Origin of the sequence: Dyella sp. SG609, from assembly GCF_012275375.1 — a bacterium.
GTDB classification, from domain to species: Bacteria; Pseudomonadota; Gammaproteobacteria; order Xanthomonadales; family Rhodanobacteraceae; genus Dyella_D; species Dyella_D marensis.
Genome location: NZ_JAAZQJ010000014.1, coordinates 42742 through 59924 on the forward strand (window position 1 = coordinate 42742; position 17183 = coordinate 59924).

At 68.2% G+C, this 17183-nt stretch carries 18 protein-coding genes; 4 read left to right on the plus strand and 14 right to left on the minus strand.

What is annotated here, in order from left to right; all coding sequences use genetic code 11:
- Positions 1–7 precede the first annotated feature (7 nt).
- The 4 genes from ubiG to efp form a co-directional block, all read right to left on the minus strand.
- On the minus strand, positions 8–715 hold the full coding sequence (gene ubiG / locus FHW85_RS19800; protein WP_168649418.1) for a bifunctional 2-polyprenyl-6-hydroxyphenol methylase/3-demethylubiquinol 3-O-methyltransferase UbiG: 708 nt from the start codon (positions 713–715) through the stop codon (positions 8–10).
- Positions 716–756: 41 nt separating this feature from the next.
- Positions 757–1011, minus strand: a complete 255-nt coding sequence (locus FHW85_RS19805) for a YciI family protein (RefSeq protein ID WP_168649419.1) — start codon at positions 1009–1011, stop codon at positions 757–759.
- A gap of 4 nt (positions 1012–1015) precedes the next feature.
- The gene (locus FHW85_RS19810; protein ID WP_168649420.1) at positions 1016–2356 is read right to left on the minus strand and encodes a TRZ/ATZ family hydrolase; all 1341 of its coding nucleotides are present in this window, start codon (positions 2354–2356) and stop codon (positions 1016–1018) included.
- A gap of 93 nt (positions 2357–2449) precedes the next feature.
- Positions 2450–3019, minus strand: coding sequence for an elongation factor P (gene efp / locus FHW85_RS19815; RefSeq protein ID WP_167258078.1), 570 nt, complete (start codon positions 3017–3019; stop codon positions 2450–2452).
- An 84-nt stretch (positions 3020–3103) separates the two neighbouring features.
- Here efp and epmB point away from each other — a divergent pair, with 84 nt between their 5' ends.
- Positions 3104–4114: an EF-P beta-lysylation protein EpmB gene (gene epmB / locus FHW85_RS19820; RefSeq protein WP_168649421.1), complete on the plus strand. Its 1011-nt coding sequence runs from the start codon at positions 3104–3106 to the stop codon at positions 4112–4114.
- A 141-nt stretch (positions 4115–4255) separates the two neighbouring features.
- Positions 4256–6307, plus strand: coding sequence for a bifunctional diguanylate cyclase/phosphodiesterase (locus FHW85_RS19825; protein ID WP_167258162.1), 2052 nt, complete (start codon positions 4256–4258; stop codon positions 6305–6307).
- Positions 6308–6433: 126 nt separating this feature from the next.
- On the opposite strand, the gene rplS is transcribed toward FHW85_RS19825, so the two are convergent.
- The 5 genes from rplS to ffh all read right to left on the minus strand — a co-directional run bounded on the left by rplS (position 6434) and on the right by ffh (position 9994).
- Positions 6434–6811, minus strand: a complete 378-nt coding sequence (gene rplS / locus FHW85_RS19830) for a 50S ribosomal protein L19 (RefSeq protein WP_167258074.1) — start codon at positions 6809–6811, stop codon at positions 6434–6436.
- A 31-nt stretch (positions 6812–6842) separates the two neighbouring features.
- The gene (gene trmD / locus FHW85_RS19835) at positions 6843–7622 is read right to left on the minus strand and encodes a tRNA (guanosine(37)-N1)-methyltransferase TrmD (RefSeq protein WP_167258072.1); all 780 of its coding nucleotides are present in this window, start codon (positions 7620–7622) and stop codon (positions 6843–6845) included.
- 33 nt (positions 7623–7655) lie between these two features.
- Complete coding sequence (gene rimM, locus FHW85_RS19840; RefSeq protein ID WP_167258070.1) at positions 7656–8171, minus strand: ribosome maturation factor RimM; 516 nt, start codon at positions 8169–8171, stop codon at positions 7656–7658.
- Between the two features lie 2 nt (positions 8172–8173).
- On the minus strand, positions 8174–8428 hold the full coding sequence (gene rpsP / locus FHW85_RS19845) for a 30S ribosomal protein S16 (protein ID WP_026635253.1): 255 nt from the start codon (positions 8426–8428) through the stop codon (positions 8174–8176).
- Positions 8429–8614: 186 nt separating this feature from the next.
- The gene (gene ffh / locus FHW85_RS19850; protein ID WP_168649422.1) at positions 8615–9994 is read right to left on the minus strand and encodes a signal recognition particle protein; all 1380 of its coding nucleotides are present in this window, start codon (positions 9992–9994) and stop codon (positions 8615–8617) included.
- A gap of 94 nt (positions 9995–10088) precedes the next feature.
- Between ffh and ccsA the strand changes: the two genes are divergently transcribed.
- Both ccsA and FHW85_RS19860 read left to right on the plus strand, forming a co-directional pair.
- The gene (gene ccsA, locus FHW85_RS19855) at positions 10089–10895 is read left to right on the plus strand and encodes a cytochrome c biogenesis protein CcsA (RefSeq protein ID WP_168649423.1); all 807 of its coding nucleotides are present in this window, start codon (positions 10089–10091) and stop codon (positions 10893–10895) included.
- A gap of 31 nt (positions 10896–10926) precedes the next feature.
- Positions 10927–11535, plus strand: coding sequence for a glutathione S-transferase (locus FHW85_RS19860; protein WP_168649424.1), 609 nt, complete (start codon positions 10927–10929; stop codon positions 11533–11535).
- Between the two features lie 61 nt (positions 11536–11596).
- On the opposite strand, the gene FHW85_RS19865 is transcribed toward FHW85_RS19860, so the two are convergent.
- From FHW85_RS19865 to gstA, 5 genes are all read right to left on the minus strand, one after another.
- Positions 11597–13285: an enoyl-CoA hydratase-related protein gene (locus FHW85_RS19865; protein WP_168649425.1), complete on the minus strand. Its 1689-nt coding sequence runs from the start codon at positions 13283–13285 to the stop codon at positions 11597–11599.
- 177 nt (positions 13286–13462) lie between these two features.
- The gene (gene radA / locus FHW85_RS19870; protein ID WP_168649426.1) at positions 13463–14842 is read right to left on the minus strand and encodes a DNA repair protein RadA; all 1380 of its coding nucleotides are present in this window, start codon (positions 14840–14842) and stop codon (positions 13463–13465) included.
- A 76-nt stretch (positions 14843–14918) separates the two neighbouring features.
- Positions 14919–16007: an alanine racemase gene (alr, locus tag FHW85_RS19875; protein ID WP_168649427.1), complete on the minus strand. Its 1089-nt coding sequence runs from the start codon at positions 16005–16007 to the stop codon at positions 14919–14921.
- 207 nt (positions 16008–16214) lie between these two features.
- The gene (locus FHW85_RS19880; protein ID WP_168649428.1) at positions 16215–16538 is read right to left on the minus strand and encodes an SMR family transporter; all 324 of its coding nucleotides are present in this window, start codon (positions 16536–16538) and stop codon (positions 16215–16217) included.
- Positions 16535–17149: a glutathione transferase GstA gene (gene gstA / locus FHW85_RS19885; RefSeq protein WP_168649429.1), complete on the minus strand. Its 615-nt coding sequence runs from the start codon at positions 17147–17149 to the stop codon at positions 16535–16537. The genes FHW85_RS19880 and gstA overlap by 4 nt, the downstream gene beginning before the upstream one ends.
- Between the last annotated feature and the right edge of the window lie 34 nt (positions 17150–17183).

Consider the following 17183-nt stretch of genomic DNA (forward strand, 5'->3'; position numbering starts at 1 on the left):
CGGGGCTTTAGGCAGGTTTGCGCGCGCACAGCACGTAGTTGACCGAAGTGATGCGGCCCAGCCAGGCCTTGCGGTTCACCGGGTTGTAGCCGAGGCCGGTGACGTCCTCCAGTTCCAGCCCGGTGTGGCGCAGCAGGCGGCCCAGCTCGGACGGCTTGAGGAACTTGCCGTAGTGGTGCGTGCCGCGCGGCAGCATGCGCAGCAGGTATTCGGCGCCCAGGATGGCCGCGCCGAATGCGGCCGGCGTGCGGTTGATGGTGGACATGAAGACCAGGCCGCCGGGGCGCACCAGGTTCGCCAGGTCGGCCACCAGCGCGGCCGGATCCGGCACGTGCTCGATCAGCTCCATGCAGCACACCGCATCGAACGAAGCCGGTTCCGCGGCCGCCAGCGCGGCCGAGGACTGCACGCGGTAATCCACGTTCAAGTTGGATTCGTGCAGATGCAGCCTGGCCACCTCGATAACCTTCTCGCCCAGGTCGATGCCGGTGACCTCGGCGCCGGAGCGCGCCAGCGCCTCGCTGAGCAGGCCGCCACCGCAGCCCACGTCGGCGACGCGGGCGCCGCGCAGGTCCATGCGGGCCGCCACGTAGCCCAGGCGCACCGGGTTGAGGTCGTGCAAGGGACGCGATTCGCCGTCGGGATCCCACCAGCGGGCGGCCAGCTTGCCGAAGCGGGCGATTTCGTCGGGGCTGACGTTAGGCGAGGCTTGCATGGGGGTACCTCTGGGGGTGTTGCTTGCGGGGAGGCCGTAGCTTAACGCGCGTGCCACTCGTGAACGGTGAAATCCCACCCGCCGCTGACATAGGCCGGATCGGCATGGACCATCGCCATGGCCTGGGCCAGGTCGTCGCCGAACAGCAGGTAGGCGCCGCCGCTGCCGTCGGCGAAGCCGCCGGTCAGTTCCAGCCGGCCGCCGGCGCGCAGGCCTTCCAGGTAGTCGCGGTGCGGCTGCACCACGGCCGGGTCGAACCGCGCGTTGCGCATCACCAGCACCAGATAACGCTGCATGGATTCAAACCCCCGCGTCGATGGCGGCGATGCGGTCGCGCCAGGCATGGGTGCGGGCGCGGATGCCGTCCACGTCCATGTCCACCAGCACGCGCCCGGCCAGCTTGCGGCGGCCGGCGATCCACACGTCGGTGACCTGGTGGCGGCCGGTGGCGTAGACCAGCTGCGAGGCCACGTGGAACAGCGGCTGGGTTTCCAGGTCCGACAGCCGCACCGCGGCAAGATCCGCCTGCTTGCCGGCTTCGATCGAACCGATCCGGTCTTCCAGGCCCATCGCCCTGGCGCCGTTGAGCGTGGCCGCGCGCAGCGCGTAGGCCGCGTCGAAGGCGGCGGCATCGTTCGACACCGCCTTGGCCAGCATGGCGGCGGTGCGCATCTCGCCGAACATGTCCAGGTCGTTGTTGGAGGCGCAGCCGTCGGTGCCGATCGCCACGTTGACGCCGGCCCGGCGCAGCTGTTCGGCCGGGCAGAAGCCGGAGGCGAGCTTGAGGTTGGACTCCGGGCAATGCACCACCGACACGCCGGCCTCGGCGCAAGCGGCGATCTCGCCCTCGGTCAGCTGGGTCATGTGCACGGCGATCAGGCGGTCGTTGACCAGCCCCAGCTGCTGCAGGCGCTGGAACGGACGCAGGCCGGACTTCTGCTTCTCTTCCTCCACCTCGTGCGCGGTCTCGTGCGTATGCAGGTGCACCGGGATGTCGAGCTGGTCGGCCAGCACGCGGATGCGCTCGAAGCTCTGGTCCGACACGGTATACGGCGCATGCGGCGCGAACGCGGTGCCGATCAGCGCGTCGCCGCGGAAGCTGTCGTGCACTTCGGCCGCGCGCTCGAAGTATTCGTCCTGGGATTTGGCCCAGGCGGTGGGGAACTCGATCACCGGCAGGCCGACCGTGGCGCGGAAGCCCAGGCGCCGGTAGGTGGCGCCGATCACGTCGGGGAAGAAATAGTTTTCGTTGGCGCAGGTGGTGCCGCCGCGCAGCATCTCAGCCACCGCCAGCTCCACGCCGTCGCGCACGAACTCCGGCCCGATCACCTGGCCTTCCACCGGCCAGATGTGCTGCTGCAGCCACACCATCAGCGGCAGGTCGTCGGCCAGGCCGCGCAGCAGGGTCATGGGGTTGTGCGTATGCGTGTTGACCAGGCCGGGGATCAGCGCGTGCTCGCCCAGCTCGACGCGTTCGCGCGGCGCGTAGGCGGCGCGCGCGTCGGCGATCGGCAGCACGGCGACGATGGCGCCCTGGTTTACCGCGACGGCGTGGTTTTCCAGCACCACGGCGTGCGGCTCGACGGGGACGACCCAGCGCGCTTCGATAACCAGATCAATCACAGTGCTGCCGGGGTTCATGCGCTACCTCGCCGATTCGGTTCCAGAAAACATCTATAAAAAAACGGCACGGCGTCCGTGAGGCTGCCGTGCCGTTCGATGTCGCCGCCGCGATTATTTACCGACGCGGCTGACGTATTCGCCCGTGCGGGTATCGACCTTGATCACTTCGTCGGTGGTGACGAACAGGGGCACGCGCACCACGGCGCCGGTTTCCAGCGTGGCCGGCTTGCCGCCGCCGCCGGAGGTGTCGCCGCGCAGGCCGGGGTCGGTCTCGGTGATCTTCAGCTCGACGAAGTTCGGCGGCTGCACCACGATGATCTCGCCGTTGAACAGGGTGACCACGCACTCTTCCTCGCCCTTCAGCCACTTCGCCGCGTCGCCCACGCCGACCTTGCCGGCCTGGTGCTGCTCGAAGGTTTCCTGCTGCATGAAGTGCCAGTACTCGCCGTCGGAGTACAGGTACTGCATGTCGGTGTCGACCACGTCGGCGACTTCGAAGCTGTCGCTGGACTTCATGGTCTGCTCGGTGGTGCGGCCGTTCTTCAGGTTGCGGATGAAGATGCGGGTGAAGGCCTGGCCCTTGCCGGGCTTGATGAAGTCCGCGTCGGTGATGACCCACGGGTCGTTGTTGTGAAGGATCTTCATACCCTTCTTGACGTCGTTGAGACCGACGGTGGCCATGCGCTTGTGCTCCAGAGGTGACACCGCCCGGGGGCGGCTACAATAGGGGATCGTCCGGGCCCTGGGCCCGATCCAAGGCCCGACATGATAACCGCAAGCCCCGCCGCCCGCCTATTGCCGACCGCCCCCGACTGGCGCGAGCTGTGGCGCGCGTCGATCACCGATGCCGGCGAACTGCTGCGCAGCGTGGGCCTGGAACACCTGGCCGGGCGCCTGCCGCCCGCCGACGCCGGCTTCGCCCTGCGCGTGCCGCGCGGCTTCGCGGCGCGCATGCGGCCCGGCGACGCCAGCGACCCGCTGCTGCTGCAGGTGCTGCCCCAGCTGGCCGAACTGGAGCAGGCCCCGGGCTATCTGATCGACCCGGTCGGCGACCTCGCCGCGCGCGAGGCGCAGGGCCTGCTGCACAAGTACGAAGGCCGCGCCCTGCTGATCGCCAGCGGCAGCTGCGCGGTGAACTGCCGCTACTGCTTCCGCCGCCATTTCCCCTACGGCGAGGAGATGGCCGCGGCCGGGCAGTGGCGCAAGGCGCTGGAGCATCTGCGCCAGGACGCCTCCATCACGGAGCTGATCCTGTCCGGCGGCGACCCGCTGTCGCTGGCCACGCCCAAGCTGGAAGAACTCAGCCGCGGCCTGGCCGGCATCCCCCACGTGACCCGCCTGCGCATCCATACGCGCCTGCCGGTGGTGCTGCCCGAACGCATCGACGACGCCTTCCTGGCTTGGTTCGCCGCGCTGCCGCTGCAGAAAGTGGTGGTGCTGCACGCCAACCACGCCAACGAATTCGATGCCGCCGTGGATGCCGCCTGCCGCCGCCTGCGCGAGGCGGGCGCCACGGTGCTCAATCAATCGGTGCTGCTAAAGCAGATCAACGACGATGCCGATACGCTGGTGAAGCTCTCGGAGCGCCTGTTCGCCGCGGGGGTCCTGCCCTACTACCTGCACCAGCTGGACCGCGTGCAGGGTGCGGCGCACTTCGAGGTGGACGATGCGCGCGCGCTGGCGCTGGTCGAGGCGATGCGCGGCCGGCTGCCGGGGTACCTGGTGCCGAAGCTGGTGCGCGAGGTCGGCGGAGACGCTTCCAAGCGCCCTGTCTGAAACTGAGTGCGCCGCGTCACTCCTAGGACTTTTTCGCTGGCGGATGTCATACGAATCCGTTAAAACCAAGCGCTGCCGGCCGGCGCCTCGCCGGCCAGCCCCATCGACAGCTCGGGCGCCCATGGACCGTACAACGTGCCAATGAAGACAGACCTGGTCATCAAGATTCTTTTCATCGAGAAATCGGTCGAAGACGCGGAACAGATCGTCAGCCTGCTGCGCAACAACGGCATCGCCGTGCGCCCTGCGCGCGCCACCAATGCAGAACAGATCCAGGCCGCGCTGGAGGAACTGGGCCCCGACGTGGTGCTCTACGACCCCTCCGTCGGCACGGTCGCCCTGGCCGACCTGCTCCACCAGCTCGACGCCAACGGCCGCGATCTCTCGGTGATCGCGGTGGTGCCGCAGGTGGACAACACCATCGTCTCGGACTTCTTCGTCAATGGCGTGCGCGCCATCGCACTGCGCCCGCAGCCCAAGCAGCTGCTGGCGGTGGTGCAGCGCGAGTTCGAATCGCTCAACACGCGCCGCCAGCTGCGCCGCCTGGAGACCGCGCTGCGCGAATCCGAGCGCCGCTGCGATGCCTTACTGGATTCCTCCACCGACGCCATCGCCTACGTGCACGAAGGCATGCACGTACGCGCCAACCAGGCCTACCTGGACACCTTCGGCTATGCCGAATTCGACGACCTGCTCGGCCTGCCCGTGCTGGACATGATCGGCTCCACCCATGCCGAGGACTTCAAGGCCACGCTGAAGAGCCTGTCGCGCGGCGAGAAGCCCTCGTCGCCGATGGAGCTGCAGGCGCGCCGCGCCGACGCCAGCAGCTTCAAGGCCATGGTCGAATTCGCGCACGCCACCTTCGAGGGCGAGCCCTGCGTGCAGATCGTGTTCCGCCGCCAGCAGGTGGACCCGTCGGTGCTGGAGCAGTTGCAGCGCGACCCGGTCACCGGCCTGTTCAACCGCGCGCGCATGCTCGAATGCATCGACCAGGCGGTAGCCGCCGCCACCGAAGGCACCAAGGGCCAGTCGCTGCTGCTGATCGAGCCGGACAACTGGCAGGCGATCGTCTCCGGCATCGGCCTGGGCAAGGCGGACGAGCTGCTGGCGGCCTTCGCCGCGCGCGTCAACGCCCTGCTCGGCCTGGAAGACACCGCCGGCCTGCTGGCCGAGCACACCGTCGGCGTGATCCTGCATTCGCGCAACGACGACGGCATCAAGGAATGGATCGCCAGCCTGCAGCAGGCGGTGGCCAGCGAGATCTTCGACGTCGGCTCGCGCTCGCTCACCGTCACCACCAGCATCGGCGGCAGCCTGCTGGGCGAGAAGAACGCCAATACCGAGCTGCTGCTGGAACAGGCCGGGCAGTCGCTGCGCAATGCGCAGAGCCTGGGCGGCAGCCGCTACGACCTGCACGACCCGGCGGCGCGCGAGAAGGCCGACGCCGAGCGCGAACGCTACTGGCTGGGCCAGCTGAAGCAGGCGCTGAGCCAGGACGAGTTCGTGCTGTACCACCAGCACATCATCAGCCTGCAGGACGCCGAGGGCGAGTTCTCTGAGATCCTGCTGCGCCTCAACGGCCCGCAGGGCGAAGTGCTGCCCGGCTTCTTCATGCCGATCGCGGAGAAGTACAACCTCACCCCGGCGATCGACCGCTGGGTGCTGAACCAGGCCATCCAGGCGCTCACCTCGCGCGAGCGGCTGGCCTCGCCGACCACCTTCTTCGTCAAGCTCACGTCCGGCTCGCTGCAGGACGAGCAGCTGATTCCGTGGCTGTCGCAGCGCCTGAAGCAGGCCAATCTGAAGCACGGCAAGATCGTGCTGGAGATGACCGAGAGCAAGGTGGTCACTTCGATGCGTCCGGCCCAGGTGTTCGTGCGGGCGTGGAAGCAGCTCGGCGGCCAGTTCGCGCTGGAGCAGTTCGGCTCGGGCCTCAACTCGTTCCAGCTGCTCAACCATATCGACGCGGACTACGTGAAGATCGACCGCAGCTACATGTCCAACCTGCCGCAGCAGCCGGACAGCCAGAAAAAAGTGGCCGAGCTGTGCCGCCAGGCGCGCGAGATCAAGCGCCTGACCATCGCCGAATGGGTGGAGGACGCGGCCAGCACCTCGCTGCTGTTCGCCTGCGGCGTGGACTTCGTGCAGGGCAACTTCCTGCAGGAGCCGCAGCGGCTGGCGATCACGCCCTGAGCTGAACCTGGCGGGTCCGCCGCATGCGGGCCCGGCCTCTCGGGCAGGCACAAAAACCCGGGCATGAAAAAACCCGCGGATGCCAGGCATCCGCGGGTTTCTTTTGAACGGTAGACCGAAGCCCGATTACTCGGCGCTGGCCTTCGCCTTGGCGGCGGCGGCGACGTCTTCCTTGATGCGGGCAGCCTTGCCTTCCAGGCCGCGCAGGTAATACAGCTTCGCGCCGCGGACCTTGCCCTTGCGCTTCACCTGCACCGACTCGATGGCGGCGCTGTGCGACTGGAACACGCGCTCCACGCCGGTGCCGTGCGAGATCTTGCGCACGGTGAAGGCGGAGTTGAGGCCGCGGCTGCGCTTGGCAATGACCACGCCTTCGAAGGCCTGCACGCGCTCGCGGTTGCCTTCCTTCACCTTGACGTTGACGACCACGGTGTCACCAGGGCCGAACTCCGGCAGCTGGCGGGTGATCTGCTCGGCTTCGAACTGTTCGATGATCTTGTTCATGGCAACACCTATCTGATTTCAATGGCTGCGGTTACTGCTTGGCCGCATCGTTAGCTTGCCGCGTGAGCTCTGCTTGAGCGTGTTCGCGACGGAATTCTTCCAACAACGCACGGGATTCTTTATCCAGCGCGCGTTGCACCAAGAGGTCCGGACGCCGCAACCAGGTCCGTCCCAGGGCCTGCTTCAGGCGCCAGCGGCGGATCGCCGCGTGGTCGCCGGACAGCAATACCTCCGGCACGTCACCCAGTGCGTGGCGCACCGGCTTCGCGTAGTGCGGGCAATCCAGCAATCCGTCCGAGAACGAATCCTGCTGCGCCGACTGCGCGTCGTTGAGCGCCCCTTCCTGCAGGCGGCCGACCGCGTCGATGATCACCGCCGCGCCCAGCTCGCCGCCTGACAGCACATAATCGCCGATAGAAAGCTCTTCGTCGACCTCGTGCGCCAGCAGACGCTCGTCCACACCTTCGTAACGTCCGCAGAGCAGTGCGATGCGCGGCAGCTTCGCCAGCGCCTCCACCCTGCCTTGCGTCAGCCGCGCACCTTGCGGGCTGAGATAAATCACGTGCACCGGTTCCGGTGCGGCCTCGCGCATGGCCTGGAGGGCCGCGCGCAGAGGATCGATCAGCATCACCATCCCGGGTCCGCCGCCACAGGTGCGGCCGTCCACGGTGCGGTAATTATCGGTGGCGTAGTCGCGCGGGTTCCAGGTTTCCACCTGGAGCAGCTCGCGCTGCTGGGCGCGCCCGACGACACCGACGGCAGCGCACTGGCGCACGAAGTCGGGAAACAGCGTGACGACGTCGAAGCGCATGACCCTCAAACTCCAGCTGCGGCGCAACCGCCGTCAGAATTCAGGATCCCAGTCCACCACCATGCGTCCGCCGGACAGGTCCACCGAACGCACGTAAGAACCCTGGACGAAGGGAATCAGCCGCTCGCGCTCGCCGTCCCTCACCACCACGACGTCGTTGGCCCCGGTGGCGAACAGGTGAGTCACCCGTCCCAGGACCACGTTTTCCGTGGTGACGACCTCGAGGCCCTCGAGATCGACCCAGTAATACTCGTCCTTGCCGGGAGGTGGCAGCTGCTCGCGGGGGACGTGGATGTCCTGCCCGATGAGTGCTGCCGCCGCGTCGCGGTCGTCGATGCCGGGAAAATAGGCGACTAAGCCCTTGCCCTGCGGACGACCTTTGACCCCGTGCAGTTCCTTTACCTCACCCGGCGCCGTGATGAGCAGCCAGGGCTGGTAGCGGAAAATCTGGGTGCGGGGCTCGGTCCAGGATTCGATCTTGAGCCAGCCCTGCACTCCGTACAGCCCGACGATGCGTCCCACCAGGACGCGCCGGCCGGCTGCGGTCACGCTCAGGCAGCCTGCTGCTTGCCGGCTTCCTTCACCAGGGAGGCGACCTTGTCGCTCAGCTGGGCGCCCTTGGACACCCACTCCTGGATGCGCACGACGTTCAGCTCAAGGCGCTTGTCCTTGCCCGAGGCAACCGGGTTGTAGAAGCCCACGTTTTCGATGTTGCGGCCGTCGCGCGCGCTGCGCGAGTCCGTGACGATGACGTGGTAGAACGGACGGCCCTTGGCGCCGCCGCGCGAAAGACGAATCTTGACCATAAGTAAAAGCTCCAGAGATGCCGGCTGTACCGGCAGCACGCCCGAGCACGGGCGCGGTAAACGCGGCATTTTAGGGGGAAAGCCGGGAAAAGGGAATAGGGAACGGGGAATCGAAAAATCGCTGCTCGGACAGGGCGCTACGCCGCCCCTGTTCCCTGTTCACGATTCTCTGCTCCCGGCAAAGCTTCAGCGCATCGGCGGCAGGCCGCCCATGCCGCCCATGCCCTTCATGGCGCCGCGCATCTGGCGCAGCAGGCCCTTCGAGCCGCCCTTGGACAGCTTGGACATCATCTTTTCCATCTGCATGTACTGCTTGAGCAGGCGGTTGACGTCGGCCGGCTGGGTGCCCGAGCCGCGCGCCACGCGGGCGCGGCGCGAACCGTTCAGCAGGTCGGGATGGCGGCGCTCTTTCTTGGTCATCGAATTGATGATGGCGACCATGCGCTTGATCTCGCCGTCGTTGACCTTGGATTTCACGTTGTCCGGCAGGTTGGAGACGCCCGGCAGCTTGTCCATCAGGCCGGCCAGGCCGCCCATGTTGGACATCTGCTCGAGCTGGTCGCGCATGTCGTTGAGATCGAAGCGCTTGCCCTTGATGACCTTCTCGGCCAGCTTCTGGGCCTTTTCCTGGTCGACCTTGCGCTCGACTTCCTCGACCAGCGACAGCACGTCGCCCATGCCGAGGATGCGCTGGGCCACGCGGTCCGGATGGAACGGCTCCAGCGCGTCGGTCTTCTCGCCGGCGCCCAGGAACTTGATCGGGCGGCCGGTGACGTAGCGCACCGACAGCGCGGCGCCGCCGCGGGCGTCGCCGTCGGTCTTGGTCAGCACCACGCCGGTGAGCGGCAGCGCCTCGGCGAAGGCCTTGGCGGTGTTGGCCGCGTCCTGGCCGGTCATGGAGTCGACCACGAACAGGGTTTCGACCGGGGTGATCGCGGCGTGCAGCGCCTTGATCTCGGCCATCATCGCCTCGTCCACGTGCAGGCGGCCGGCGGTGTCGACCAGCAGCACGTCGACCACCTCGCGGCGCGCGGCGGCGATCGCATTTTTGGCGATGTCGACCGGGTTCTGGCCGGCCTCGGACGGGAAGAACTTCACGCCGACCTGCTCGGCCAGCGTGCGCAGCTGCTCGATGGCGGCCGGACGGTAGACGTCGCAGCTCACCACCATCACTTTCTTTTTCTTGCGCTCGGTGAGGAAGCGCGCCAGCTTGGCCACCGTGGTGGTCTTGCCCGCGCCCTGCAGGCCGGCCATCAGCACCACCGCCGGCGGCTGCTGCGCCAGGTTCAGTTCGGTGTTGGCGGTGCCCATCACCGCAGTCAGCTCGTCGCTGACCACCTTCACCAGGGCCTGGCCGGGGCTGAGGCTCTTGAGCACTTCCTGGCCGACCGCGCGCACCTTCACGCGCTCGATCAGCGCCTGCACCACCGGCAGCGCCACGTCGGCTTCCAGCAGGGCGATGCGCACTTCGCGCAGGGCCTCGCGGATGTTCTCCTCGGTCAGGCGGCCGCGGCCGCGCAGGCGGTTGACGGTGGCGGAGAGGCGTTGGCTGAGCGACTCGAACATGGCGGAGTACGGCAGAGGGAAAGTGGGCAAGTATAGCGGAGTGCGCCGGAGCCGCATTCACTCGTCCCAAGGGCATATGCGACACTCGCCGGTCATGGCTATCCCCCTTCTTTCCGTGCTCGCCGTCGTGCTCTACCTCGCCGCCGCCGGCGGGCTCGCCCGGCCGCTGCTGGGCGGCGGGCAGCCGCTGAACAAGTCGGCGCTGGGCCTGGGCGGCGCGGCCGTGCTGATCCATGCGGGCATCCTGCTGGGCGTGCACCGCGGCGCGCTGGACCTGCACTTCTTCGCGGCACTGTCGCTGGTGGCCTGCGTGGTGTCGGCGCTCACCCTGATGGTCAACCTGACCCGGCCGGTGGCCGCGCTGGGCGTGATCGTGTTTCCGCTCAGCGCCTTAATGCTAGGGGCGATGGCAGCCGAGCGGATTTGGATGCCACCCACGTTCCCACTGGCAATGGACTGGCAAATCAAACTGCATGTCGTCGTGGCTTTGTTGGCCTATAGCGTCCTTTCTTTGGCATCTATCCTTGCCCTCCTTCTCGCCGTGCAGGAACGCGCCCTGCGCCATCGCCACTTCGGCCCCTGGCTGCGCGCGCTGCCGCCGCTGACCCTGACCGAATCGCTGCTGTTCCGCCTGATCGGCGCCGGCTTCGTGCTGCTCACCTTCACCCTGCTGACCGGCGCGCTGTTCGTCGGCGACCTGTTCGGCCAGCACCTGATCCACAAGACCGTGCTGTCGATCATCGCCTGGCTGGTGTTCGGCGCCCTGTTGTTCGGACGCTGGCGCTACGGCTGGCGCGGGCGCCGCGCGGTCAATCTCACCCTGGTGGGCATGGGCGTGCTGCTGCTGGCCTTCTTCGGCACCAAGGCGGTGCTGGAACTGATCCTCCATCGCACGGCCTGACCTCACCTCTTTCTCGCGGGAACCTGAGCCCATGAAGCTGATCGGCATGCTCGACTCACCCTTCGTCCGGCGCGCGGCGATCACGCTGCACCTGAAGGGCCTGCCGTTCGAGCACCAGTCGCTGTCGGTGTTCCGCAACTTCGACGAATTCCAGGCGATCAATCCGCTGGTGAAGGCGCCGACCCTGGTCGGCGACGAAGGCTGGCAGCTGGTGGATTCCTCGCTGATCATCGACTGGGCCGAAAGCACCGGCAGCGGCCCCAGCCTGATGCCCGGCGATCCCGGCGAACGCCTGCGCGCGCTGCGCCTCACCGGCCTGGCGCTGGTCGCCGCGGAGAAGAGCGTGCAGATCGTCTACGAAGGCAAGCGCAGCGAAGACCACCGCGACGCAGGCTGGCTGGCGCGCGTCGAAGGCCAGCTCAAGGCCGCCTACATGGGACTGGAACGCGAAGCCAGGGGCCGCGACGGCTGGCTGGTGAACACCAGCCTGACCCAGGCCGACATCACCATCGCCGTGGCCTGGCGCTTTACCCAGCTGATGCAGCCGGAACTGATCGCGGCGCAGGACTACCCTGCCCTGGCCGCGCATTCGGCGCGGGCCGAGCGGCTGCCGGCGTTTGTGGCGTTGCCGCCGGAGTGATGCGGCATACGGCGGGCAGCATTTCTTAGCTCGTCATCCCGGCCTGCGCCGGCATGACGAGTCAGGCGCGTTCGGCCGCTGCGTTTTCCATCGCCGGTTCCAGCCTGCGCACGAACGCGCGCCGCGCCAGGTGATAAGCCGGATCCGCGCCGAAGAAATTGCGCCGCATCTCCGCCAGCTCTTCTTCGGCGTAGCGTTCCAGCGGCTTGCGCTGTTCGTCCTCCGCGCGGCGCGCAGCCTTGCGGGTCAGTTCGTCGCGCCAATGCCGCGCCTCGTTGCCCGGCACCAGGATCGCTTCCATCGCACCCGGCAATTCGCTGGCCGGCAGCACGCCGTCGACCAGCCCGATGCGCTTGGCGCGCGCCGTGCCCAGCGGCTGCAGCGATTCGGTAAGCAGGCGCGCGGCGGTTTCGCCGACGCGGCGCGGCAGCAGGTAGGTCCAGTATTCCGAACCGTACAGGCCGCCCATGCCCTTGTAGTGCGGATTGAGCACGATGCCTTCGCGGGCGTAGACCAGGTCCGCGGCCAGCGCCAGGATCACACCGCCCGCACCGGCATTGCCGCGCATAAGGGCCACCGTGCGCTTGTCGTGGGTGAGCACGATCTCGCGCACCAGCGCGTTCATCGCGAGGATATTGCGCCATGACGCCTCGGCCGGATCCCGCGCTGCCTCGATCGCATTGAGGTCGATGCCGTTCGACCAGAAATCCTCGCCGCCGCACAGCACCAGGGTGCGGGTAGGACGCGAGCGCGCATGCCGATATGCGGCGAGCAGCCGTTCCAGCAGCGCGGTGCCCATGGCGCCATTGAGCACGTCGAAATGCAGATAGCCGTTGTGGCCGCGTTCGCGGTAGCGGATCGGCTGCCAGGTGGAAGCGGAAGGCCGCGCCTCCGGCGCCAGCGGCCATTCCGGCACGCCGTCAAGGCGCTCGGCGAGCGCCAGCGTTGCAGGAAGTTTCACGTCGTAGCGCGGATCGTCCAGCGACAGGCCATGCCTGCGGCGCACATGGCTGATCCACAGCGCGCCATCGGCGCAGGCCACGCAAACGGCATCGTCGCGCCTGCCCAGCAACTGGCCCGGCGTGCCGCGCAGTTTCGCTTCGGGCTGGGCGCCGAACACGCGCAGCTTGACGCCAGCCATCGTCACCAGCAGCCCCGGCGCACTGTCCGCCGAACGGATATGCCGCAGCAGCCGTTCCGCCGGCGCATCCCAGCCGAGCTGGCGATCGGACTGGCGGCAAGGCGGACGTTCGTGGCCCCGCGTGTCGATGCGCTCGCCGAACGGCGGACGCTGGCCGCGCTGGTAGCGCTCCAGCGCCTCGCGGATCGCGGCCATCGCCGCGTCGGTGGTTTCGCGGCGGTAGATCGCGCTCTTGCTCGCCACGCGCAGAGGAAAGGAGCGATGCGCCCACACCGGGCCGCCATCCAGTTCGTCGCGCGCTTCCAGCACGGTGACGCCCCACTGCGGCGCATCTTCCAGCAAGGCCCAGTCCAGCGCGGAAGGGCCACGGTCGCCGGGAATGCCGGGGTGCACGATCAGGCAGGTATGGCGCTGCCACACGCTGGCGGGGATCGCCGACTTCAGCATCGGCGCCAAAATCAGGTCGGGGCGGAAACGCTGCGCCGCGGCTTCCATCTGCGCGCCGCTGGCGACTTCGGCGATATCCAGGTGATGCCCCAGTTCTTCCAGTTCGACCTGCGCGCGCTGGGACAGTCCATTGTGCTTGGTGGACAGGAACAGGATCCGCATAGCCCCCTCTCCTTGAAGTGCGCTCCTCGCACTTGAGTGGGCGATGCTGCCAGCGCGCGATGGCGGCTTAAGTTGATGCAACGCACAGCTTCAAAAAAATCGAAAACGATGCAAGGCGCGCGAACTTTTTTCACGCGGTATCGACGCAGGCCATGATCGCCGCGCCGCCGCCGGCACTTACCGGCAGGCGTCGATCGCCTGCGCGAGACGCTCCACGCCGATCACTTCCATCTCGCCCACCTTGCCCTTCTTCGGCGCATTCGCCTTCGGCACGATCGCGCGCTGGAAGCCGTGATGCGCGGCTTCCTTCAGGCGCTCCTCGCCATTGGGCACCGGACGGATCTCGCCCGACAGGCCCACTTCGCCGAAGGCGATCGTCTTCTCCGGCAAGGGCCGGTCGCGCAGGCTGGACAGCACCGCCAGCAGCACCGGCAGATCGGCCGCGGTTTCCTGCACGCGGATGCCGCCGACCACGTTGACGAACACGTCCTGGTCGTACGCCGCCACGCCGCCGTGGCGATGCAGCACCGCCAGCAGCATGGCCAGGCGGTTCTGCTCCAGGCCCAGCGCCACGCGGCGCGGATTGCCCAGCGAGGACTGATCCACCAGCGCCTGCACTTCCACCAGCAGCGGCCGCGTGCCTTCGCGCGTGACCATCACCGCGCTGCCCGAGGTGGGACCGGCATGCGCGGAGAGAAAGATCGCCGATGGATTGGGCACTTCGCGCAGGCCCTTCTCCGACATGGCGAACACGCCCAGCTCGTTCACCGCGCCGAAGCGGTTCTTGAACGCGCGCAGCACGCGGAAGCGGCTGCCGGATTCGCCTTCGAAGTACAGCACCGCGTCCACCATGTGCTCGAGCACGCGCGGGCCGGCGATGCCACCTTCCTTGGTGACGTGGCCGACCAGGAAGACCGAGGTGCCGGTTTCCTTGGCGAAGCGGGTGAGCTTGGCCGCGGATTCGCGCACCTGGCTGACCGAGCCCGGCGCAGCGGTGAGCAGTTCCGTCCAGATGGTCTGGATCGAGTCGATCACCAGCACGCGCGGCCGCGTCGCCACGGCCTGTTCCAGGATGCGTTCGATGCAGGTCTCGGCCAGCGCATGCAATGGACCCAGCGGCAGGTCCAGCCGCTGCGCACGCGCCGCGACCTGGCCCAGTGATTCCTCGCCGGTGACGTAGACGCTGGCCAGCTGCTCGCCGAGCTTGCCGAGCATCTGCAGCAGCAAGGTGGACTTGCCGATGCCGGGATCGCCGCCGATCAGCACCACCGAGCCATCCACCAGGCCGCCGCCGAGCACGCGATCGAGTTCGCCGATGCCGGTGAGCGAGCGCGTCTCGGCGGTCAGCGCCACCGAGGTGAGCGGCGTCACCTTCGGTGCGCCCGCCGCGGCGCCGGCATAGCCGGAGCTGCGCGCGGCGCCGGCCGACTTCACCGCCGGCTGCACCACGAATTCGCTCAGCGTGTTCCAGGCACCGCATTCGATGCACTGGCCCTGCCACTTGGAATGCTCCGCCCCGCAATCGGCGCAGACGTAGGCGGTCTTGGCCTTGGCCATGGATTCGAACTCTGCAAAAACGAAAGGCGAGCTTAGCCCGCCTTGATCGCAATCGGCGAGACGGCGGATGCCGGCGTCAGCTGTCGTCCTCGACGAACAGCACGCGTCGGGTCATGCCGCAGGTGAGGTCGTAGGAGATCGTGCCGGCTTGTGCGGCGATCTGCTCCACGGGCAGTTCCTCGCCCCACAGGGTGACGCGGTCGCCGACTTTCGCCTGCGGCGCTTCGCGCAGGTCCAAGGTGATCAGGTCCATCGACACGCGTCCGACCAGGGGCACGCGCCGGTCGCCCACCAGCACCGGCGTGCCGCTGGCGGCGCTGCGCGGATAGCCGTCGCCGTAGCCGACCGCGGCGACGCCGACCGGCATGTCTTCCGGGCAGGTCCAGGTGCCGTTGTAGCCGACGCGTTCGCCGCGGCGGATCCAGTTCACCGCGATCAGCCGCGTGGCCAGGGTCATGGCCGGGCGGAAGCCGAAGTCCGCGCCGCTCTTGCCCGGCACCACCGACAAGCCATACAGCAGGCCGCCGGTGCGCACCCAGTCGCCGCGCGCCTCCGGCCAGCCCAGCACGCCGGCGGAATTGGACAGCGCGCGCGGTCCGCTGAGGTCTTTCACCGCCTCGTTGAAGCGGCGGATCTGCGCACGCGTTTCGTCGCCTTCGAATTCCTCCGATTCGGAGAAATGCGTGAGCAGGCCGACCTCGGGATCGATGCCGGGCATCGCCGACAGCCGCGCGTGGATTTCGGCCACACGCTCCGGCGGAAAACCCAGGCGGTGCATGCCGGTGTCGACCTTCAGCCACACGCGCAGCGGACCGCGCGACGACGAGGCGCCGTCCAGCCAGGCGAGCTGGGATTCGTGATGGATCGCGGCATCCAGCTGCAGGCGCTGCATCTCGGCGATATCGCTGGCGCGGTCCGGGCCGGACAGCACCACGATGCGTTGCCGGTGCCCCGCCGCGCGCAGGCGCAGGCCGTCGCCCTGCGCCGCCACTGCGAAGGCGTCGGCGGCGCCGTCCAGCGCGCGCGCCACGCGTTCCAGGCCATGCCCATAGGCGTCGGCCTTGACCACCGCCATGACCTTGGCCGGCGCGGCCATCGCCTTGATGCGGGCGAGATTGTGACGCAGAGCGCCGAGGTGGATGGTGGCGACGGTGGTACGGCTCATGATTCCTTGGCGCCGCGCGCGGAAGGCGGCGGCTGTATGGCGGCGGGCGTGATCGCGGAAAAGCTTAGCAGGCCGGGTCTGCGGGAGCCGGGGCTGGCCCGGGGAAATTCCGGGACAAGCGCGCGTAGGTTGGGGTGAGCCAAAGGCGAACCCCAACAGGCCTGGCCAGGTGGCCGCAACGTTGGGGTTCGCTGCGCTCACCCCAACCTACGCCGCGCGCAGCACCAGCACGCCGCCCACGATCAGCACGATCCCCGCGATCCGCCCCAACGTCAGCGCCTCGCCGAAGCACGCCGCGCCGAGCAGGGCCGTGCCAGCCGCGCCCAGCCCGGTCCAGACCGCATAGGCGCTGCCCACCGGCAGCACCGACAGCGCCCGCCCCAGCAGCCAGACGAAGGCCGCCAGCGCGGCCAGCGACAAGGCCGTCCAGCCCGGGCGCGTATAGCCCTGGGCGAACTTCATCGACAGCGCCCACAGCACGTCGAGCCCGCCGGCGGCCAGCAGCATCAGCCATGCGGTCGAGGTCTTCATCGCAGCCGCTCGGCCTGCAGCGCGGCCTGCACGGTGGGCCGGGCGGCCACGCGTTCCAGCCATGCCTGCAGATGCGCGAAAGCATCCAGCGGCACCTTGCACAGCTTCGCCCAGCTCACGATGGCGAACAGGTACGCATCGGCCACGGTGAAGGCCTGGCCGAGCAGGTAGTCGCGTCCGTCGAGTTGCCGCTCGACCAGCTCCAGCCGCTTGGCGATCTTGCCGCGCGCCACCTCGGCGGCCTGTTCGCCGTATTCCGGATGGAACAGCCAGGGGCTGAACATCTTGTGCAGCTCGGAGCTGATGTAGACCAGCCAGCGCATGGATTCGTAGCGCTGCAGCGGCGTCGCCGCCGGCAGCAGGCCGGCTTCGGGGTGCAGGTCGGCCAGGTATTGCAGGATCGCCACGCCTTCGGTCAGCAGGCTGCCGTCGTCCAGTTCCAGCAACGGCACGTAGCCGTTGGGATTGAGCGCGCGGTAGTCGTCCTGCGTCGCGGCGATCACCGGCGGGGTGCCCAGGCGCACGCGCACCAGTTCGGCCTCGAGGCCGAGTTCGCGCAGCACGATGTGCGGAGCGAGGGAACAGGTACCGGGGGTGAAGTAGAGTTTCATGCGAGCCTCCGTTGGGGAGGCGGCAGCATCCCGC